Origin of the sequence: Palleronia pelagia (assembly GCF_900110115.1) — a bacterium.
GTDB classification, from domain to species: domain Bacteria; phylum Pseudomonadota; class Alphaproteobacteria; order Rhodobacterales; family Rhodobacteraceae; genus Palleronia; species Palleronia pelagia.
On sequence record NZ_FOCM01000016.1, the window covers coordinates 1 to 19348 of the forward strand.

Below are 19348 nucleotides of genomic sequence, written 5' to 3' on the forward strand. Positions count from 1 at the left end.
ATGTCCGGAACTTCGCTTCAGCGAATGGCAGTGGGCGGTTCAGGCCTGGGCACCGACGGGCTCTCCATCATGGTGGCTATAACCTCGATCGCAGTGTTCGCGATCACCGTGAACGCGACGTTCCACCAGCGACGGGTTTTGGCTGTACGCGGGTCGGAGATTTCAACGTCTCAGTAGGTCAAACGCCAAAATGAGACGCACTTGAAGCCAGTACAACCGCCAGCTCGGCTCACGCGCCTGTCATGATGTACCGCTCGATCTCGCTCGTGGCATTCGCCATGAGCTGGCTCAGCTGCTCCTGATCTGGGACGAGATAATCCCAGGCAAAGTCATAGAGATGAATGGCGTCATCCAGCCCGCTGCCCTCATCGGTCCAGAAAAACGCGCCCTCTCGCACGCCCTCGATCGGAAACTCACCGGTCGTCCATCGGGCAGTGAAGCGCGGCGAGACCAGGTGCGCGATCTGTAGGCCGCCCTTCGGGTGGTTCTCGATCTTCCAGGTCATGAGGGCTGAGGGACGATCGGTGCCCGTTGGCGATCGAGCCGATCGCCGAGCTCAGGATCCGGCGATGCCGGCTGCATCTCGTGCAGATGCGTCGCCGCCCGCTGCGCATGGGCCGCGGCGGAGAAGATCGCGCGTTTGTCGTCCTTCAGCACCTTCAGCCATGATGCGATGTAGCTGGCATGGTCCTCACGGATCACCGGGGTGATCCCGAGATCCGCGGACAGGAACGCGGCGCCGATCTCAGCGACCAGCTCTTCCATGGCGTAGCCTTCATCGCCCCACCGCTTGCGGCCGAACTCCCGGTCCAGTCGACTGGGATGTTTGGTCCAGTGCACGGTCTCGTGCAGTAAAGTCGCATAGTAGCTCTCCGGGTCGCGGAAGAACTCGAAAGGCGGCATTTGGATGCGATCCTCGGAGGGCATGTAGAAGGCCCGGTTTCCGCCGTAGGCAATATCCGCACCGGTATGGTCGAGGAAGGCCTCAACGGGCGCCAGTCGCTCGCCTGGATCGAGCACGGGCGCCTCAGCCGCGGCGTAGTAATGCGCGGGCAATGCCTCGATCTGCTCGACGTTGAAAACCGTGTAGCCCTTCATGAAGGGAATGGTGCGCTCGACATCCTCCCCGGTCGTTTCATCGGCTTCTGTCCTGGTGATCTTGTTGGCGTAGACGACCAGACTGCCAGTCTCGCCTTTGCGAACGTGCCCGCCCAGTTCACGGGCTTGGCGAAACGTCATCCAGATCGGTGCAATGTACCCAGCGGACTCCGCCTCCATCCAAAGCATGAACACGTTGATCCCGGAATAGGGCTGACCATTATGGCGCAGTGGGCGGGTGATCTTGCCGGCGGCATGCTCGGCGTTCCAGGGCTTCAGCCACGGCCGGACGCCGGCCTCCAAGCTGTCGATGATACGGGTGGTTATGCGGTCATAAATATCCTGTTTCATTGGTAATTCTTCCTAAAATCATTGTCTTGAATCCTTTGAAGGGTGGAAGGGGGCTATTGCCCCTCTTCCTGGTCGGTCTGTTCGCGAAGAACGATGCGACCTCGTTTCTGCGGGATATATTCCAGGTCGATGTTGAAGCCCTTGCTGTCCTTGTGCGGCCAGGCGGCACCAATGCGGATCCAGTTGGCTTTCTCGGCCTCCCCGACGACGTGAAACAGTCGGTGCGTGGGGCGATTTGATGATGTGGTGTCGGTGTCAGACATGATGTCCTCCTTTGTTGGTTGGGTTTCGGATCGAGCCCGCGCTCATCGCGGCCTTGATGGCGCGGATAAACCCTGTTCCGAGGGGCGGAGCTGCAAGGAGATACACGGTGGCCGCAGGCCAGTGGTGCGGGCCCTCCTTGCAGGTCAGGCCGAACAGGGTCTCGTTGCCAAATCAAAGGCCCGCATGGGTGTCGGCTTCGCACATGTTCCAGCAACAAGGCCGGGCAATCGTAGCATCGAAGCGCACATCCCACCGGCCCGCGCCGGACATGTCCGCCGCGGGCGAGAAATTCGCAGGCTCTCAACTATTGCATGAGCCCAAAGCGCTCGGAAGAGATTTATCGCGATCCGGAATTATCCTGTGGAAAACCACGTCAAAGGTGGTATCCATTCCGACAAATGAAATGAGCAGGAATTTAGATCATGGCCGACATCAACCTCGACAAGCTCACACTCGACGAGCTGAAGGCATTGCGCAAAGATGTCGATAAGGCGATCTCAAATTACGAAAAGCGCAAGAAGCAGGAAGCCTTGGCCAAAGCCGAAGCCGCGGCCCGTGAGGCCGGCTTCTCCCTCTCCGAGCTCATGGGCGACGCCTCGACGCGCAAGGGTAAAGGGCCTATCAACCCGCCCAAGTACAGGCATCCTGAGAACCCCGAGATGACCTGGTCAGGGCGCGGTCGGCAACCTGCCTGGATCAAAGAAGGTCTCGACGCTGGTAAGTCTCTGGAAGATTTCCTGATCTCTGTTTCGAGGTAATAATACTTGTGCTTGTCAGGCTGGCTTAAGGACGCGCCGCAAAACCTCTGGATGGTTCTCTAACCAGAGGTCAAATCTTCTTCTTGCTTGTATTATTCTACGCTTTCTCGTCCGGCTATGATCCACCGATTCAATATCCGCTTCTATTTCTCTCAGAAGTTTAGACGTATAATGATACCCGGCCCGAATGGCCGCATCAGCATCAATCGATGCTGACATAGCGCGAACCTCGTCAAATACTTTATTAATCTCTTCCACTCCAATTTCTTCGACACCATCCATCTCAATAATTCCTCGCTGTAAATGCTTGACTATTTCTTTCGTGGAAGTCTTGCAGATTTCCACCCGGTAAGTCAAATATATCTATTAGGTTTTTCGACGACAATCCAAGATCCCTGCAGTAATCGAATCCCTTAATTCCACAGTGCTCTTGTAAATCATCCAACGACTCTTTTCGGGACACCATATATAGCCGAGAGCATGTTGGAATATTACTTGTTTCTACGAAAGCAATACCATGCCACTCGTTAATTTGAGTTGCTGGCGTTGGGGCTACGTCTGGCAAGCGCAGGGCAAGTGCATCAATTGACCTGGCATCCTCTCGTTGACCCAGCATAATAAAATGGTCGCTTGAGTACCCCACAATGCCACTGTACTCCACAAAACCCCGAGACAAAGGATGTTTGTTTTTCCAAATTAGAGCTTGTCTTTCAGGATCCTCAAGCACCTCTAAAGCTGATACCATTATATTATCGGTGGATGGCATGCGTCGAAAAGTTAGGTACCTGCCCTTTATATAAATTTTCATCTGCTGCGGGGCTTGCGTTGCTTCGACGAGAGCGGCTAAGTCGACAACGTCAACATACTCAATTGAATTATCAACTGGGCCACCAACCACCTCAAAAATCCTATCGAATGCTTTAGCCGCTTCTCCGGAGAGGGCTCTGATATCGTCACGGCGCTCCTCAACAAACCGCAATAGGCTCCAGAACTCCCCCGTCGAAAGAGCAGTCCTACGTCTTGAAGCCCCAGACACAGCGTCATTCTTTTCATTTTTTTTATTTTCGCTAATAAAATTTCTTATTTTTTCAGATCGAATTCCCAAATCGTTAGATATGTCTAATTTCGAAAAAACCTGCCGGTTTCGCTTCTCAGTACACATATCGATCAGCCTTGCCAAATCTTGTTCTGCTCGTTCCAGCCGAGCGATAGCTCCATGCACGCGGCACCCCCTCCAAAACACCGCCCAACCGTACGCCGGATTTCGTCTATGACAAGACGGAATCCGGCCACTACCGGACGGCTCTCGCCCAGAGCCACTGCCCTGTGAATAAAATTGCGCAAGACGGCTTCGCATTGACGGATTATTGCCCAGAGGTGGGAAAACTTCGTTCTGGCACGACACTGTCTTCCATCCGACAAATGAGGCTATCGAGGGCCGCTCTCTCACAGGACCCCCGATAACCCGTAGTCACGCAGTTGCCTGCGCTCCGGCGACCTACAGGTCGTCTCGGCGGATGGCAACTCCAATAAGAGGTGATCAAGCCATGCCAGCCCCAACCTGTGGCTGTAAGTACGCGCAGCCTGACAAGTGCATCAAGAGACCGAGACGATGCTCTCTACTCGCCCAGCTCAGAAGAGAAGTCATTGAGGAAGACAACGAAAGGTGGGCTCCTCTTGTAGGCCCAATTATGTGGTCAAAGAGGAGATCAGATGATGCTTGATCCTTTCTTGGTCGAAATTGTTGGGTGGAGTGCCGGACTGACCAATTTGTGCAGTTCTGTTCCGCAGCTCCTAGAGAATCTGCGGAAACCCAGTGCGGCCGGCCATCAGAACCCCCTCCGAAACGCGCTCCAAGCTGGCGGCAACCTTCAATGGTTTGGGTATGGCTGGATGATCGGATCAAGTGTTATGTGCGTGTTCGCGCTTCTGGGCTTCGTGATGGCCTCATGGCTCCTCGCCCAAGTGCTCCAAGCCAAATAGAGAAGTGGTCCGGGCGCACGCTTCTTTTCGCGCCCGGATCTGTCTAGCATCCTGCCTACCTTTCGGGGCTGAAGCTGCGTCCCCGCTCAGTAGAGCGCCCCGATGCCTCGTGCCTTCTTTCGACCTTGCTGATCGCCTGCTCGGTTCTCTGTGCTACCACTTCTCGATCTGCGGCCCTTATCTGGCGTTCCCGATCTGCCTTTCGATCTGCGTCTTGATGACGATCCCGCAATCGATCCAAACCCGGCGCGTGGGCAGCACGGAGTTCGCGGTGCATGAGGCCATACCTCTGTTCCAGGCTTGTCCGGCGCTCCACCTTTCCGGCGCGATGATCCGCTACGACCGCCTGCCGATCCGCTTTCTGGCGTTCCTGCATCTCCTTGCGCTCAGCGTCCTGGTTGCGCCGGGTCCGCCCCGTCACGTCGATAATCCGAAGCACCCGCGAGGCTAACCGCCCATGCTCGCGCTTCATGGCATCACGCTCGGCAGTATGGCGCTGTGTGAGCGCTGACCGCTTGTCCTCCCACTCCTGCCGCAACATGGCTTTCATAGCTCTCAGCTCGTCTCTGTGTGCCTTCAGTCGGAATCGTAGAAATCGAAATACACAGTTCCCACCGGTCGGCCTGAGTTGTCCGATACATCATGGTGGCCGTCTTCGTAGCTATCGGCTTCCAGCCGGTCGGCAATACGACGGAGCGTATCAGCCGTCCATTTGACGACGGTCCTATCGTTAGGGCCGCTTACATCGATCTCCACGTCGCATTTGATATGCGCAGTCATGTCACTCATTGAGTATTCTCCCTGTTCTTCAGGCTCTTGTGCCATCGCTTGGAACGGTGTTCATCCCCCTGAAAGGATCGGAGCTTCAAGTGCCTGATCTTCGGAGCCGTCGTCGCCTGATCCCGGCAAGAGGGGTTCGATGGTTCTGGATCAAGGGCATCGCAGACGGGACCGGACCCACGCGCAGGGCGAAGCCCGAGCATGGAGAGGACCCACCCCTTGTATCCAGGTTCTCGAAGCACTCAGGGATCCCCTCAGGCGACACGGCTTCCGACCATCCAAGGCACGCCCCTGATCTTTGGTGAGTCTGAAGCTGAACCTGGCCGCGTGCGTCCGAAGGGCGCATGATCGCGGCTAGAGTATCGGCCGCCAGGCCGATTCCGATTCTCGCGGAGCGGGAGGATTAAGGAACTCGTATAGTGCGAAGTCGGCCCGCGTCAGTGTTAAGTATGTGTTAATATAGTGTTAAGCTGTGGATAAATGGTCGTAAGCAATTGAAACATAATGCTATTTCGGAGCGTCCGGTGGGTAAAACCCCGAATCTCGGTGGGTAAAACCCCGAATCCTGGTGTGTGTTACCCCGAATCTTGAAGGTGGTGGGTAAAACCCCGAAATTTGTTGACGGTGGTGTGCGAAACCCCGAACATGATTCACATGGTGTCTGAAACCCCGAATTCGACTGTGCCCCTCCTCCCCGACCGGCACCCGCAGCATGATCTATTCATTTGCGATGTGGCTGACGCTGTCCTGAAGGATGTGATGGCGCATATGGAGCACCCATTCTACTCGCTCTCCAAGAAGCCGGAGACGACCGTCCGCCGGTACGAGCACAACGGAAATTGGTTAGAGATCACGCCGAGCGTCAAAGGCTTAGCGACGATCTACGATAAGGACATCCTGATCTACTGCATTTCGCAGATCATGCATAAGCTCAGGAACGGTGAGGAGGTCTCGCCGCGCGTGCGCATAAACTCGCGGGACCTGCTCGTCTTCACGAACCGCGGCACCGCAGGCAAAGATTACTCGGCGCTCTGTGAGGCTGTGGATCGGTTAGCTGGGACACGGATTAGCACGAACATCCGTACCGGCGACGAGGAGCAATACGATACCTTCGGTTTGATCGAAACCGCTTCGATCCGGCGGAAGCACGGCCTCGACGGTCGCCTTCTATGGTGCGAAGTGAAGCTTTCAGACTGGGTCTTCAGCGCGATCCGCGCCCAGGAAGTCCTGACTCTGCATAAGGACTATTTCCGTCTCCGCAAACCTATTGAGCGGCGTGTCTATGAGATCGCAAGAAAGCACTGTGGCCGCCAGCCGACCTGGTCGGTCGGCTTGGAGCTGCTGCTCAAGAAGGCAGGGTCCAAATCCTCTCTCAAAGAATTTCGACGCGCGCTTAGGCACCTGGTCGAGCACGATCATCTGCCGGACTACAACGTAACCTTCGACGAAGAGACCGACATGGTGACATTCACCAATCGCGGCACACTGCTTTCAGACCCCGTCGTGGTCGATCATCTCGTGATCCCTACCCTATCTCCGGATACATACCATGAGGCGCGTTTGGCCGCGCCAGGATGGGACGTTCGAGTACTGGAACAAGAGTGGCGCGAGTGGGTGAACGAGATGCCCCGCAACCCGGATGCTGCCTTTATCGGTTTCTGTAAGAAGGTGTTCCAGAAGCGCGGACGACCTTAGCACACAAACCCACATTTGTGTCTTTACGACTTACCACGAATGTGGTGTGCTGAGTGCATGATTATATCATTTCTCAATCAAAAGGGTGGCGTTGGCAAAACCACCCTTTCTGTGAACGTGGCGGGGTGCCTCGCACAACAAGGTCATCGGGTTCTGCTGATCGACGCCGACAAACAGGGCTCAGCCAGCACCTGGGCGAGCCTGCGAGAGGACGCGCCCTTCCAGGTGGTCAGCATGGCGCGGGCGAACATGGCGCGAGATGCCCTGAAGCTTGCACACGACTACACACATACCGTGATCGATGGGCCGCCCCATGCCGAAGAAGTGGCCCGGTCTTGCATCGTCGCATCTGACTTTGTCGCTCTCCCCATCGAGCCATCTGGGCTCTCGACCTGGGCGTCTGATTTGACGGTTCGACAGGTGACGGAGGCGCAGGACTTCAAACCATCCCTAAAATGTGGGTTTGTGGTTTCCCGCAAAATTGGGAAAACTGTGATCGGTCGAGATATTCGTAACATGGCGGCACAGGCGGGCCTTCCGATCCTCGCGAGCGAGATCGAGCAACGGGTGGCTTTCGCAGAAGGCATGACCATGGGTCAAACAATTTTCGAGTGGGCTGGCGACAGCATCGCCGCCCGCGAGATCGAACAACTAACGAAAGAGATCGAGCGATATGTCGAAGAAGACATTTTCAGCGGCTCCGAAGCCGAAGCAGCAGCCAACGGATGACCAAATCTTGGCGTTTGAGCGCGGTGGAGCAGGGCACGACACAACGCGGACAGCAAGGCCAGTCGCCAAGGCTGTCCCGGATGAGCCGACCAAGCGTCTGAGCCTGGACCTTCCGGCCAGCCTGCACACGCGCTTCAAAACGGCGTGTAGCGCTACGGATCGGAAGATGGTTGGAGAGCTGCAAGCCTTCATAGAGAAGCGCACGCAAGAGCTCGAAGGCGAGGCGGGCATAACCCGCAAATAAACAAAAGCACAAATGTGGGTTTGTGCTAGATCTTAGAAGAAGACGTCATTTCACTTCGGCTTTGCGGATCGTAAGAAACTGTATATAATAATAAAAAATAAAAAGAGTGACCATGGGGCAGCAGACACTTCGCATCATCAGGCCAGAAGAGAAGGCCGTACCCGATAGCCGGGCGCGGCCCTTGGCGCTTCAGCAAGTCGAGCGCTTTCCTGAACTGCGCTACATGGGTTCCAAGCGTCGTCTTCTCCCCTGGATTCACGAAACTCTGGACGCGCTCGATTTCGAAACGGCTCTGGATCCATTTAGCGGCAGCAATGCAGTCGGATATCTCATCAAGGCGATGGACCGCCGCGTGATCGCCAGTGATTTTCTCAACATGTCTGCGACCATCGGCAAGGCGCTCATCAAGAACAACAGTGCCCAGCTCGACGGTCCCGCCATGAAGGGTTTGTTGGCCGCTCCTACTAATACGCACAATTTCATAGAAAAGACCTTCTCTGGTGTGTTTTACACTCCAGATGATTTGCGTTTCTTGGACAGGATTTCAGGAAATCTCCGTCAACTTGACAACCCGCACCAGCAGGCCCTGGCGATGGCGGCGCTTATGCGCTCCTGCGTGAAACGTCAGCCGCGCGGCGTGTTCACGATTTCAGGTGACCTGTCCAAGTACGATGATGGACGCCGGGACTTGCGCTTGTCCATCGAAGAGCATTTCTTCGAACAAGTCGATGCCTTCAACGAAGCTGTTTTCTCGAATGGTCGGCGCAACCATGCCGTCCGAAGCGATGTATTCAAGGTTGAAACACGGGGCGTCGATCTCGTTTATCTAGATCCGCCCTATGTCCCACGCGCGGATGATAACTGCTACATCAAGCGCTATCACTTTCTGGAAGGGCTTTCTTGCTACTGGCAGGGGCTCGACATCGACTATTCCACCAAGGTCCGAAAGATCCCCAAACGCTTCACGCCGTTCAGCTATCGCAAGCAGGCCGCCGAGGCATTCGAGCGCCTTTTTCAGCGGTTCGGCAAGCAGAAGATCGTGCTGTCCTATAGCTCGAACGGGTATCCCGACCTCGATCAACTGACCGACATCATGAAAAAAACAAAACGGGATGTGAGGGTCTTCCGCCGCAACCACACGTACCACTTCGGCACCCATAGCAAGGTGAAGCGGGCCTCCGTCGAAGAATATTTGATCGTGGGGCAGTAATGCGGGTTGTTCACCAGAGTTTCGATCAGATCATCGACAGTCTTTCGCCGCTCGAAGCAGACTGGATGGACGACATGGCCGAGGCGATCATGGAGCGGATCCAAGACGTTCCGATGAAGGCTGAGTTTAGCCGTGACGACATCGCTTCTCTTATCGACGCCAAGGACGGTCCGTCCTTCCAAGTATCCAAGTTCTGTGTCGGCCTTTTTCTCGGGTTTTCGAAGGACAAATTGGAGGTTGAGCTGACTGATCGGCTCGGATCTGGAGGCACTGGTATCAAGAGATACCAAAGCGATCAGGACGCCTATCTCGACGTCCTTGCTGACTTGGGTTTGATCGATGCCATGACCACAACCGTAAACACGATACCGGTCTGGAGCGACATCCTGAAGGAGCGCCTGCGGTCAGGCCGTGGCAGCGCGATCCAGGGCCAGCAGCGGGGTAGGGGGCTCGAAGACTTTGCCGAAGAAATCATCAAGGAAGTCTTCGGAGCGGCTTATGAGCCTCGCTGCACATTTCAAGGTGCAGCCGGTCCCGCGAAGTGCGATTTCGCCATTCCGAACAAGGGCCTTCCGTTTATTCTGATCGAGTCGAAAGGCTATGGGGCGACTGGTTCCAAGATGAGCGACATCATCGGCGATCTTGATGCCATCATTGCCGCGAAGCGGCATGATGCGAGCCTTCTCTTCATTACAGATGGACTGACCTGGAAGGCACGGGCCAATGATCTGCGCAAAATCATCCAGCGACAAAACGACGGCCGCATCACCCGCATCTACACCAAGCAAATGCACGATCAGTTCAGGAGCGATCTCCTGACATTGAAGAACGAATATGGGATCTAGGATACGCCGTGGCGCTTAACGGGCTGGGTCATTCTGTTAAGCTTAAGTCGGACAGGTCCGAGATGGGCATCTTGCTTAAATGAACTTGCGATACGAGTTTTGTCACCATGTGGTCTGACAACGAAACAACGACTGACCTTCTGAACTACGGAGAGGCGGTCGAGTTGGTGACCGATCTCCTTGCTCGGGAGGATCTTCGTCCCCTCTCGATTGGCCTCTTCGGGGGATGGGGTGCCGGAAAAAGCTCGCTCTCAAAGATGGTCGTGCAAGACCTCATGAAGGCGGAGGGCGACCCCTACATCGTCGTCGAGTTCGACGCCTGGCTCTACCAAGACTTTGATGATGCCCGTGCGGCACTTTTGGAGAAGATTTCGCAGGCGCTTTATGTCGTGGCGAAGGATTCCGAGACTGGAGCGGAGAAGGCGGTCTCGCTCCTCAAGCGGGTGAACAAACTTCGCGTCCTCGGCCTCCTGGCAGAGGGTGGGGCGGCGCTCTTCGGCGCGCCGACTTTCGGCATCCTCAGTAGGGGCATCGAAGGGCTCGGCGACATCGGGGCAGGCGAGGGCGACGGAGAGGACGTCGAAGCTGTCCGTAGGGCCGGAGAGGACGTTGCGAAGAAGACCAAAGGGCTTCTCGATCCCGAGCAGAAACGCAGCCCTCCGCAGGAGATCGAGTTGTTCCGGCGTGAGCTGGAAGAGTTGCTGAGTGAACTCGACAAGACGCTCGTCGTGTTCATCGACAATCTTGATCGATGCCTCCCGCGCAATACGATCCTAACCCTCGAGGCGGTACGCCTCTTCCTCTTCGTACCGGGCACCGCGTTCGTCATCGCGGCGGACGAGGATATGGTTCGGCTAGCTGTAGCTGAGCACTACAAGGCTAACGCGGATCGACTGGTTACCGACTACCTCGACAAGCTCGTCCAGTTCCCGATCCGCGTCCCACGGGTCGGCGTCGCCGAGGTGCGCGCGTACCTCATCGCACTCCTGATCTCGCAACCCTCCGATACCCGCCGCGCCTTATCACCCGAGCATCTAGGGGTGGTGGTTGGTGCTCTTGTCGAGAACCTTCGGAACACGTGGAAGGACGGACCGCTTGGGCTGAAGGCTCTGGAAGAAGCGCTTGCTAGCGGTACGCCTCCAACCCCGGATCAGGGGCAAGTCCTCGTGGAGGCGGTTCAGATCGCGGAACGCCTTGCGCCGCTTCTGGCGACTTCGGCGAGGGTAGGTGGCAACCCGCGGATCGTGAAGCGAATGCTCAACACGGTGCGAATGCGTCTCTCCGTCGCCCAACGCCGGCAAATGCCTCTCAACGAGGCTTTGCTCGCGAAGATGGCGCTGTTCGAGCGCTGCATGGGGGAGGCAGCGACTAACGTCCTGCTGACCGAGATTGGTAATGCCAAGGACGGCAAACCCGAACTACTCAGCACGTTGGAAGCCGACGCCGACAAGGAAACTCATTCCGTGGAGCTGCCGAAGGAATGGCAAGGGTCGAGTGAGTCGGAGTTCGTGCGCGGGTGGATCGAACTGGAACCGAAGCTGGCCGACGTCGATCTTCGGCCAGTGGCCTACCTCACTCGTGAGTTGAAGCCGGTTCGAATGTCTACTGAAGGCCTCAGCGCCATCGGCGAGTCAGCCCTGCGGACCCTCCTGAAGGCTCAGAGTTCGAACTCTCCAACGGTCAGGAAGGTGCGCGAGGGGGTGCTACCAGACGAGCGGCCGTTGGTCATGCGGGGCATCATTGAACACCTCGGGAGGGTGTCCGATTGGAAATCAATGCCCAGCGGCTTCCATGGCGCGATCGGTCTCGCGGACTACGACGCGGATTCCGGTAAAGACCTCGCTACGTTCATCCGGTCCCGCAATTTCGCGAAGAACCCGAACTGGTTGAGTGCCGCGTTGAAGAACAAGAGTTGGTGGGTTGAGTGATGGGTACCTCGAAGGATGGCTCGGGATCGAATGATCGATCCCCCCTCGTTCCCGAGCACGCGGATGCTGAACCGGGAAAGCCCCTCCCTTCGCGGGAGCCCAACGCGCTGCGCAGCTACAGGGGTTCCGTAACGCGCTACATTCGTAGTGGAAGTGCTGATGATCGCCGTGCCGTTTTTCGAAGCTATGCACGCAACGCTGTAGGCGGCTCCGCGAACGGGTATAGACGGCAGGGGGCCAACGCTCGATCCGGTGCTGCGGGCATCGCCGGGATTGGCGACCTCAGTCGTGGTGGAACTGGACAGGACGCAACCGGAAGCGACCTCCGCTCAGCGATCGGCAGACCGGTCGAAGAAGCCGCCCAAATTATCGCCAACGCTGTAGCTCCGGAGGGCCAAGATCGCGACGAAGTGCGCGCCGCCATCCAGGATGCGATCTGCCAAGTGCTATCCGAGCAGGACACATTCGATCCGTCGGCGATGACGGAGGATCAGTTCCACGATCTCCTAGCTGTCTATGTGACCACCTGCGTCTTTCACGATCTGTGGTTCCGGGAGGCGGGAGCTTCTGTGAACCGGAACGCATCACCGGAAGCTCTGATGGATCGCGAGAATGATCTCAGGGAGACGGTTCGGGCGACGGTCGACAACGTGCTTTCCCAACGCGGCGGCACGCCAGTTTCGCAGATGTCCGCCAATGAGCTTCGCGACCTTCAGCTCGATGTGGTCAGGGGAACGCTCGAGATATGGGAGAGCGACGAATGACGAGCGTCGCTTGCCTCGCGGACCCGGCAGCTCTTCGCTCCTCGAACGCGGACCGCCGTGTTCGCTTGTTCGGCCGCCGCAGAGACGTCCCAGATGCTGCGGCGACGGGAGCGCGGCTCTATGACCAGATGCGTCGCCTCGAGGGAACGATCTCGCCCAAGGCGTTCGACTTCCTGTCAATCGCCCTCTCTGCCGTGACGGCGGACGTCTTCGTGCCTCGCGCCAGTTCTGCGAACGGCTTCTCGCGCGCGATCGAGCTGACTACGAGCGTACAGGACCCGGCATTCTGGAAAGCTCAAGCAAGCGATCTCGAAGAGGCCCTTAACTTCCTGACCGGCGATCGCTGGGAAATGACTTTCGTCGGCGAGGGGCGGTCCGCTCCGACTGCAGCATCGCGGAAGGGTCTGAGGCAACGTACGAAGCTCCTAGACTCGAACTGTGTTTGCCTCTTCTCCGGGGGGCTTGATAGTCTGCTCGGAGCCATCGACCTAATTGAAGATGCCAATCGATCGCCGTTCCTGGTCAGCCGAGAGAGTACCGGGGACAAGATGTATCAGACCAATCTCCGAGCCCTTCTCCCATCACGGCCCCACCTTGGGGCGAACGATGCGCCGCAAGGACCCGAGGGACAGTACGGTGCCTATCCGAGGGAAGATACCACACGAGCGCGCAGCCTCCTTTTTTTAGCCATGGGCGTGTGCGTGGCGTCCGCAATCGCTGAGCGCAACGGACTTCTCTCGGCCGCCGGTCAAGTTCCGCTCTACATCCCTGAGAACGGCTTCATCGCCCTCAACCCGCCGCTCAGCCCGCGAAGGGTAGGAGCGCTCAGTACGCGAACGGCGCATCCTGAGTTCCTGTCGGGCATCCAACGCATCCTGGACGCAGGAAGCATCCCCGTTACGATCGAGAACCCCTTCCGACACAAGACGAAGGGCGAAATGCTGAGGGGTAACTCGAATGCACCGCTCGCGCGCAGCCTGGCGTCGAACACCGTGTCCTGTGGCCGATGGAAGCGGAAGCGGATGCAGTGCGGGCATTGCGTTCCGTGTCTGATCCGACGGGCGGCATTCCACGCGAGCAACGTTACCGACGGGACGCAATACTGGTTGGGTGATCTCAAGCAGGTGATGAACAAGCCCGACCGGCGAGCCGATCTTCTCTCCGTCATCTATGCCATCAGACGGTCGCGGACGGAAAGCATTGCTCGCTGGGTAATCCGTGCGGGAACTCTGCCCATTAACTCGAACGAGCGGGCGCAGCTTCTTCAGGTCGTCGAGCGAGGGCGTGACGAACTCGCTGTATTCATCCGCTCCCAGGGCGTAGCAGCTTGATCGATTTCCACTGCCACCTCGATCTTTACCCGAAGCCGCAGACGATCATCGAGCGAGCGGACCTAGCTGGCGTCTACGTTCTATCGGTTACGACGATTCCGAAGGCATGGCTGGGCACGAAACAGTTGGCGAAAGGACGATTGCGCATCCGCACTGCGTTGGGATTCCACCCCGAACTCGCACACGAGCGGTATAGCGAGTTGGGACTGTTCGACACGTTGATCGACGAAGCGCCGTACGTTGGAGAGGTTGGGCTCGATGGCTCCAAGCATCTTCGGGAGCACGTCTCTCTTCAGCGAAAGGTGTTTGCCCACGTCCTAAAGACGACCGAGCGAGCCGGAGGCCGGGTCATGTCGATCCACAGCCGAGGTGCGGCCGAGGAAGTTCTTGAACTGCTCCGTTCCCACGACGCCGGTATACCAGTCTTGCACTGGTTTACCGGCGGACCGAGCGAGCTTCAGAATGCCATCAATGCTGGGTGCTGGTTCTCCGTTGGTCCGGCCATGCTTAAAAGCAAGGCCGGAAGGGCACGAGCCGCGATGATGCCTCGAGATCAGATCCTACCTGAGACGGATGGCCCTTTCGGGACGATTAAAGGTAGGCCGCTTGAGCCTAACGACGCTGAGGCTGTGATTCAGACGTTCGCCAGCCTTTGGTCAATACCGCCTGAAGACGTGAGACAGCAACTAATTCAGAATTTTAAATCTATCGTCACGTTCGCGCCGGATATCAAAAGGGACTCAATCTCTTAGTCTGATTTTTAACACTATTACTAATTCTGCTCATAAGTTACCGACTGGTGCTGGGCATATGTGGATACGAAGGGGCGCGGAAGCTAACCATCATTCGCTTACCTTTTTGCATAGGAACAACGCAACGAACCGCGGCATAATTTCGAATGGAATGCCATTGCCTTGCATCTGAATGGAATGAGTGTGTTTGGCGCTGTTGTCCAGGCCGAGCTGCGGCGAACCTCTATTTACATAGTAATTCGAAGCCACACTTCCATCGAACCAAATACCGCTTCCTGACTTATTAACATTTTCCGTACCGGTTGCGCCCCCATGATTGTGGGCCGGCATGTTACTTATCTCTAGACTGACCGAGCTAGAACCTCCCGTTCTGCGGAACGTGAAATCGTCGTTACTATCTTCCACAGCAGCTACTACTGTCCGCCCGCGCCAGATAGATCCCATGTCAGTCCATCCTTCTGGACAGCCATCAGTACGATCAAAGGAAATAACAGCCCCTATTGGCAAAGGACCCAGTGTTTCGGCGCGATTGATTGAGTCGAGTTCAGCTTCTTGATCTCTCATACATTGAATTATTTCTGAAACGGGCGCATCATCTGTCAGTTGTTGCGCGCACTCTGCTTCGGCGGCCGACCCAACCAACGACAGACCTCCGACAACCGCTAGAGCGGTAGTCCATTGCACTTTCTGCATTCCCTGTACTCCTCCCAAGACATAGTGTGATTGCAGGACTCTGGACATTCCAGGCCGCTAGTGGAAAATTTTTCTTTGAAGAAGACGCCCCCTAGCGATCCCGAAAAAATTAGTATGGCTATACTAAATCCTTTTATATGATCTGACGCCCTTTTTGAAGGATCGGCCAAATTTTTCGCCATTGCAAACATGTAGGTAAGAGCCAGGAGGGACGAAAGTGTCAGCGCCCCGCTGAAAGGATCAGAAAAAAATAAATCAAGCCAGGGCAGTGCTTCGTTAGGTTTTATCAACTGCTTCTCCGAAAGCGTGTTATATATTCTCAAATACCTTTGTTATTATAAATAAATTTCCGGTGATAGATATTAACCTCTTCACGGAGAGTTGCCAAGACTACCTTGCCCTTGGCAAGCCGCTTAACACTATTATCAATAGTGTTAAGTCCTGTGCCCGTCGATCCTGTGGACAGGTAGGGCAGGGGGCTCGAAAGGGCTTCGTGATTTAACAGTATTGATGCATACTGTTCATCATGAGCGAAATGCGCCTCTATGACACCGCCGGAAACCGGCTTTACCTGAACGCCGAAGAGCGGGCTGCCTTCCTGGCCGCAGCGCGTCGACAGCCCGCCCGCGACCGTACCCTTTGCGAGACGCTGCTGCATACCGGATGTCGACCGTCCGAGCTTCTGGAGATCACGCCGGCCCGTGTGGATCTCTCCGGTGGCACGATCGCAATCCGCAGCCTCAAGAAGCGCCGGGACGGCTCGGGGCGACAGAAGGTCGTCTACAGGACCGTTCCGGTGCCACCGGACTACTTGGACACCCTGAACACCGCCCATGGCCTCAGAGAGGCCCAGGCGTCCCGCAAGAGGGCTAGCGCACCGATCTGGAACTTGAGCCGCGTGCGGGTTTGGCAGATCGTGAAACGGGTGATGATCGAGGCCAGGATACCGGATGCGCCGCATCGCAGCCCCAAGGGTCTCCGGCATGGGTTCGGGATTAATGCCGTGGTGAGCGGCGTGCCCCTACACATGCTTCAGAAATGGCTCGGGCACGCGCAACTCACGACGACAGTCATCTACGCCGATGCCGTCGGCAAAGAAGAGCAGGATATCGCGGCCAGGATGTGGGGGCAGGGGGCATGAGACTGACAAGGTCCAACCCGGAGACGAACACGCACCGCTTCTACCGGATGGAGATCGTGCCCGGACTCTTCGGAGAGTGGGGTTTGGTTCGCGAGTGGGGCCGCATCGGGCGGGCCGGACAGGTCCGCACGGACTGGTTTGCAAGTGAGGCTCAGGCAAAGGACGCGCGGTTCGCGCTCAACATGCAGAAAGCAAAGCGGGGCTACGAATAGTTGCCTAACCTTGATCGCAGTGACTTCGGTTTCCCTGAAAATTATCCTTGAAGCAGGAAATATTCCATTGTCCATGCAATTCCGCCACAAAAAATATATGCCCGAGATATAAAGGTTCCGGCGACGTTTTGCGGCCCATCATCTGTAGGGTTACCCTTTTGCTTTGATGACTATGTAATGAACAATACTGAACAAGGCTGACTCACCCATAAAAAAGCCGAACAAATAAACGTACAGGTCGCTTGTCGCGATACTCTCGAAATTGCCTGAGTAAGCCAGGAAGCAGGCAGGTAAGAAGATGACGACAAAAATTATGCCATAGAAAGCACTATAAACGATCGTCGCCTTTCGGCTGCTCGGGATGAATTGAGATTCCGCGAACTTTGATCTAAAGGTGACCTGTGAACGTCTTTTTATCATCCACGATGATATATAAATCATAAGTACGACGACTGATAGTAATATAAATAACAAATGAACAGCGCTGTTTGCGGCTATGGTAAAAATGAAAGAGGTAAGTATAATAATTATTAACGATAAAACTGCATACTTGCTGTCGGGATCGTTAGCTCCAAAAATAAAGATCTCTACCTCCATCGCATCGATGCTATAGGTTTTTATGTACTGGTGAATGACAATGCATAAAGGACAGCTAGCGACGGTCACTGGCCGCGTCAAGTGCCAAGGTCTCCGCCCTGAGATCAGATTCCTGAATATTTGACGTGCAGTCTGAACTGCACCATGGCTTGTCACACAAAGGCAATTCTCTATCCTACGGCAAAACGAACGTGAAATCTCCGCACTGAAAGGATAACTGTTGTTTTCGTACTTGGAAAAGATAATTATGGACTATAGAGCGGAAATTGAGGCATTTTGGGTACTTGGGGTAATTTTGTTCTTAGCGTTCACATTTTTTATACATTTTCTTGTGAGGCCCTTCTCAAGAGATGAGCTTTTTGACTCACAAAGCGAACAGTTCATATTTAATTTGGTCGTCATGGCAATTTTCTCTGTTCTACTTTTTAGTGGGTTTGCTCTGTTTGCAGATATACCATGGCTAGGCCAGGACTTCAGTAATGAGCCCCCCCTCGCCAACAGATTTCCGTCACCGATGTGATCCCGCTGACGGGCTGGTTTAGCGTAGTCGATCTGAATATCGCCCTGCAGCTCTCTCATGAGGTCCTTCGGGAACATGCTTTGGTCCGTTTTCTCCGAGTAGCCATTCGACATCTGGCAGACTGTCGCAAAGCGCGTGGGCACTGATGCAACCACTGACCTCTCCTTCCGTGACGAACAGGTTGAGAGGAGGTCCCAGGTATCGCAGGTGGCGTGCGACTTGGTGTTCATGCTGCCCTTTTTGACGCCTATACTGGACGCTATTCGGTGGGCCTTCAGGTATGCTCCCGGAAAAATAAGAGACCATCATTGACTATTGCAAAAAAATCCGTTTTCTTGCGCCTCGATACCTGATACCGGCACACATGAACTCGAAGAAAATATTGCACCTGGCCATGTACGTCCCAAGTATTCTGTTCTTGGTCGTCTGGTATTCCGGTGGAAGATCGGAGTATTATCGCATCCTGAATCTCAGATCGAATCAGCTCGTAGATAATATCTTTAGCTCGCCAGCTCTCGCCATCAACATTGCTATATACTTTGCATGCTCTATTTCACTATTATTATCAATATTTTACTGTCTTGCCCGCCTTGTTGTGGCGGGCTCAAGGGATAAAAAAATTATTAATGCTATAACCGCTGGCATAATATTTATAATTTCCGCATTTCCGGCTTCTTTTATATTTTTGCTCCCGCCTACGGCCGGCGCACAACTTAAGCTCAACTTGTTTCCTGTAGGATTGATCATTGCATCGCTTGTTTTTGGTTATGCCGCTATGACAATAGTATTGTTCAAATATAGCTTTGACCTTTCGAAAGCTGCACCCTGAGAAAAGAAGGCCGGATCTCTCTGGCGTAGCTAGGGACTGTTGGGTTGATTGTCTGAGGCCCTGGCGCGGGGCTTCCTGATCGAGAAGATGATGGGTGACGGTGAAAGCTAGCCCCGACCGATCCCAGTCGCCTCCTTACCAATCGTCAACTTCCTGGCGACGATCCCAGGGAAAACTCGCCTTTGCCCCGGGCTGGCCATCTTGCGACCGCTTTTCGCTTTGATACTCAAATTGGAATATGATGTATCATTATGGGAACGTCCCTCATGTCTATCCCCATTTTCCTCGGCGGCATCTTCGCCACCAAGCTCAATTTCATCCTCGCCGCGGCCGGTGTCTGCGTGATCATGGCCGTCACGCTGATCTTGATCTGGCGGAACATCGACCACGCGACAGAGGCGCAACGTAAACGGGCGGGATTCTGGACCGCTCTTGTTGCGGGTGTCGGTGTATGGGCCACGCACTTTGTCGCCATGCTCGGCTATCGGCCCGACATGGCGCTGACCTATAATCTTGAGGTCACACTGCTTTCGATCGTGGCCGGCTTTGTGTGTGTGTCGGCTTGCCCCTCGGTCTGGCTCTCCAGGTCAAATCGCGAACCCATATGGGAGGGCTTGGGGCCCT

General features: G+C 55.5%; 21 protein-coding genes. 14 read left to right on the forward strand and 7 right to left on the reverse strand.

The genetic code is table 11. The features are described 5' to 3' along the window. Positions 1-229: 229 nt before the first annotated feature. From BMX96_RS18620 to BMX96_RS18630, 3 genes are read right to left on the reverse strand one after another with little or no spacing between them, the layout of a single operon-like run. Positions 230-505 (reverse strand): hypothetical protein, encoded by a 276-nt coding sequence (locus tag BMX96_RS18620; RefSeq protein ID WP_091846859.1) that lies wholly within the window; start codon positions 503-505, stop codon positions 230-232. Continuing rightward, positions 502-1449 carry an ArdC family protein gene (locus BMX96_RS18625; protein ID WP_091846860.1) on the reverse strand — a complete coding sequence of 316 codons (948 nt, stop codon included), beginning with the start codon at positions 1447-1449 and terminating at the stop codon, positions 502-504. The genes BMX96_RS18620 and BMX96_RS18625 overlap by 4 nt, the downstream gene beginning before the upstream one ends. Before the next feature lie 53 nt (positions 1450-1502). After that, positions 1503-1712, reverse strand: coding sequence for a hypothetical protein (locus BMX96_RS18630; RefSeq protein ID WP_091846861.1), 210 nt, complete (start codon positions 1710-1712; stop codon positions 1503-1505). Positions 1713-2135: 423 nt separating this feature from the next. On the opposite strand from BMX96_RS18630, the gene BMX96_RS18635 reads away from it, so the two are divergent. Beyond that, positions 2136-2471, forward strand: a complete 336-nt coding sequence (locus tag BMX96_RS18635) for an H-NS histone family protein (RefSeq protein ID WP_091846862.1) — start codon at positions 2136-2138, stop codon at positions 2469-2471. A 15-nt stretch (positions 2472-2486) separates the two neighbouring features. Here BMX96_RS18635 and BMX96_RS19450 read toward each other — a convergent pair whose 3' ends face one another. Both BMX96_RS19450 and BMX96_RS19455 read right to left on the reverse strand, forming a co-directional pair. Beyond that, positions 2487-2753, reverse strand: a complete 267-nt coding sequence (locus tag BMX96_RS19450; protein ID WP_139210148.1) for a hypothetical protein — start codon at positions 2751-2753, stop codon at positions 2487-2489. A 1-nt stretch (position 2754) separates the two neighbouring features. Then, positions 2755-3693, reverse strand: a complete 939-nt coding sequence (locus BMX96_RS19455; protein ID WP_139210149.1) for a hypothetical protein — start codon at positions 3691-3693, stop codon at positions 2755-2757. Positions 3694-4563: 870 nt separating this feature from the next. Between BMX96_RS19455 and BMX96_RS18645 the strand changes: the two genes are divergently transcribed. Continuing rightward, positions 4564-4905: a hypothetical protein gene (locus BMX96_RS18645; protein WP_091846864.1), complete on the forward strand. Its 342-nt coding sequence runs from the start codon at positions 4564-4566 to the stop codon at positions 4903-4905. 125 nt (positions 4906-5030) lie between these two features. Here BMX96_RS18645 and BMX96_RS18650 read toward each other — a convergent pair whose 3' ends face one another. Then, complete coding sequence (locus tag BMX96_RS18650; protein ID WP_091846865.1) at positions 5031-5243, reverse strand: hypothetical protein; 213 nt, start codon at positions 5241-5243, stop codon at positions 5031-5033. 645 nt (positions 5244-5888) lie between these two features. On the opposite strand from BMX96_RS18650, the gene BMX96_RS18655 reads away from it, so the two are divergent. From BMX96_RS18655 to qatD, 8 genes are all read left to right on the forward strand, one after another. Then, positions 5889-6929 carry a replication initiator protein A gene (locus BMX96_RS18655; protein WP_091846866.1) on the forward strand — a complete coding sequence of 347 codons (1041 nt, stop codon included), beginning with the start codon at positions 5889-5891 and terminating at the stop codon, positions 6927-6929. A 57-nt stretch (positions 6930-6986) separates the two neighbouring features. Then, entirely contained in the window at positions 6987-7658 is a 672-nt protein-coding gene (gene parA / locus BMX96_RS18660) for a ParA family partition ATPase (RefSeq protein WP_091846867.1), read from the forward strand. Positions 7659-8014: 356 nt separating this feature from the next. Then, positions 8015-9112 (forward strand): DNA adenine methylase, encoded by a 1098-nt coding sequence (locus BMX96_RS18670; RefSeq protein ID WP_214606878.1) that lies wholly within the window; start codon positions 8015-8017, stop codon positions 9110-9112. After that, a complete protein-coding gene (locus BMX96_RS18675; RefSeq protein WP_091846869.1) occupies positions 9112-9957 on the forward strand; it encodes a DpnII family type II restriction endonuclease in 846 nt (281 codons plus the stop codon). Before BMX96_RS18670 ends, BMX96_RS18675 begins: the two co-directional genes overlap by 1 nt. Before the next feature lie 107 nt (positions 9958-10064). Next, positions 10065-11885, forward strand: a complete 1821-nt coding sequence (locus BMX96_RS18680) for a KAP family P-loop NTPase fold protein (RefSeq protein WP_091846870.1) — start codon at positions 10065-10067, stop codon at positions 11883-11885. After that, the gene (locus tag BMX96_RS19460) at positions 11885-12649 is read left to right on the forward strand and encodes a hypothetical protein (protein ID WP_139210150.1); all 765 of its coding nucleotides are present in this window, start codon (positions 11885-11887) and stop codon (positions 12647-12649) included. Before BMX96_RS18680 ends, BMX96_RS19460 begins: the two co-directional genes overlap by 1 nt. A 128-nt stretch (positions 12650-12777) precedes the next feature. After that, positions 12778-13980 (forward strand): Qat anti-phage system QueC-like protein QatC, encoded by a 1203-nt coding sequence (qatC, locus tag BMX96_RS18690; protein WP_175481794.1) that lies wholly within the window; start codon positions 12778-12780, stop codon positions 13978-13980. Continuing rightward, on the forward strand, positions 13977-14732 hold the full coding sequence (qatD, locus tag BMX96_RS18695) for a Qat anti-phage system TatD family nuclease QatD (protein ID WP_091846873.1): 756 nt from the start codon (positions 13977-13979) through the stop codon (positions 14730-14732). The genes qatC and qatD overlap by 4 nt, the downstream gene beginning before the upstream one ends. A 90-nt stretch (positions 14733-14822) precedes the next feature. Here qatD and BMX96_RS19465 read toward each other — a convergent pair whose 3' ends face one another. Next, positions 14823-15425 (reverse strand): hypothetical protein, encoded by a 603-nt coding sequence (locus BMX96_RS19465; RefSeq protein ID WP_139210151.1) that lies wholly within the window; start codon positions 15423-15425, stop codon positions 14823-14825. Positions 15426-15951: 526 nt separating this feature from the next. Here BMX96_RS19465 and BMX96_RS18700 point away from each other — a divergent pair. The 4 genes from BMX96_RS18700 to BMX96_RS18720 form a co-directional block, all read left to right on the forward strand. Next, the gene (locus BMX96_RS18700) at positions 15952-16566 is read left to right on the forward strand and encodes a tyrosine-type recombinase/integrase (RefSeq protein WP_091846874.1); all 615 of its coding nucleotides are present in this window, start codon (positions 15952-15954) and stop codon (positions 16564-16566) included. Beyond that, a complete protein-coding gene (locus BMX96_RS18705) occupies positions 16563-16778 on the forward strand; it encodes a WGR domain-containing protein (protein WP_214606879.1) in 216 nt (71 codons plus the stop codon). The genes BMX96_RS18700 and BMX96_RS18705 overlap by 4 nt, the downstream gene beginning before the upstream one ends. Positions 16779-18259: 1481 nt before the next feature. Then, positions 18260-18724, forward strand: a complete 465-nt coding sequence (locus BMX96_RS19470; RefSeq protein ID WP_139210152.1) for a hypothetical protein — start codon at positions 18260-18262, stop codon at positions 18722-18724. A gap of 266 nt (positions 18725-18990) precedes the next feature. Continuing rightward, positions 18991-19348 (forward strand): MHYT domain-containing protein (locus BMX96_RS18720; RefSeq protein ID WP_330220661.1); only part of this gene is annotated, 358 nt, incomplete at its 3' end.

Coding starts and splice junctions, on each gene's coding strand:
- BMX96_RS18670 (WP_214606878.1), top strand. CDS start 8,015: ATGGGGCAGCAGACACTTCGCATCATCAGGCCAGAAGAGAAGGCCGTA.
- qatC (WP_175481794.1), top strand. CDS start 12,778: ATGCGTCGCCTCGAGGGAACGATCTCGCCCAAGGCGTTCGACTTCCTG.
- BMX96_RS19450 (WP_139210148.1), bottom strand. CDS start 2,753: ATGGATGGTGTCGAAGAAATTGGAGTGGAAGAGATTAATAAAGTATTT.
- BMX96_RS18655 (WP_091846866.1), top strand. CDS start 5,889: ATGGTGTCTGAAACCCCGAATTCGACTGTGCCCCTCCTCCCCGACCGG.
- BMX96_RS19465 (WP_139210151.1), bottom strand. CDS start 15,425: ATGCAGAAAGTGCAATGGACTACCGCTCTAGCGGTTGTCGGAGGTCTG.
- BMX96_RS19460 (WP_139210150.1), top strand. CDS start 11,885: ATGGGTACCTCGAAGGATGGCTCGGGATCGAATGATCGATCCCCCCTC.
- parA (WP_091846867.1), top strand. CDS start 6,987: ATGATTATATCATTTCTCAATCAAAAGGGTGGCGTTGGCAAAACCACC.
- BMX96_RS18625 (WP_091846860.1), bottom strand. CDS start 1,449: ATGAAACAGGATATTTATGACCGCATAACCACCCGTATCATCGACAGC.
- BMX96_RS18620 (WP_091846859.1), bottom strand. CDS start 505: ATGACCTGGAAGATCGAGAACCACCCGAAGGGCGGCCTACAGATCGCG.
- BMX96_RS18630 (WP_091846861.1), bottom strand. CDS start 1,712: ATGTCTGACACCGACACCACATCATCAAATCGCCCCACGCACCGACTG.
- BMX96_RS18675 (WP_091846869.1), top strand. CDS start 9,112: ATGCGGGTTGTTCACCAGAGTTTCGATCAGATCATCGACAGTCTTTCG.
- BMX96_RS18700 (WP_091846874.1), top strand. CDS start 15,952: ATGAGCGAAATGCGCCTCTATGACACCGCCGGAAACCGGCTTTACCTG.
- BMX96_RS19470 (WP_139210152.1), top strand. CDS start 18,260: ATGAACTCGAAGAAAATATTGCACCTGGCCATGTACGTCCCAAGTATT.
- BMX96_RS18650 (WP_091846865.1), bottom strand. CDS start 5,243: ATGAGTGACATGACTGCGCATATCAAATGCGACGTGGAGATCGATGTA.
- BMX96_RS18635 (WP_091846862.1), top strand. CDS start 2,136: ATGGCCGACATCAACCTCGACAAGCTCACACTCGACGAGCTGAAGGCA.
- BMX96_RS18705 (WP_214606879.1), top strand. CDS start 16,563: ATGAGACTGACAAGGTCCAACCCGGAGACGAACACGCACCGCTTCTAC.
- BMX96_RS18680 (WP_091846870.1), top strand. CDS start 10,065: ATGTGGTCTGACAACGAAACAACGACTGACCTTCTGAACTACGGAGAG.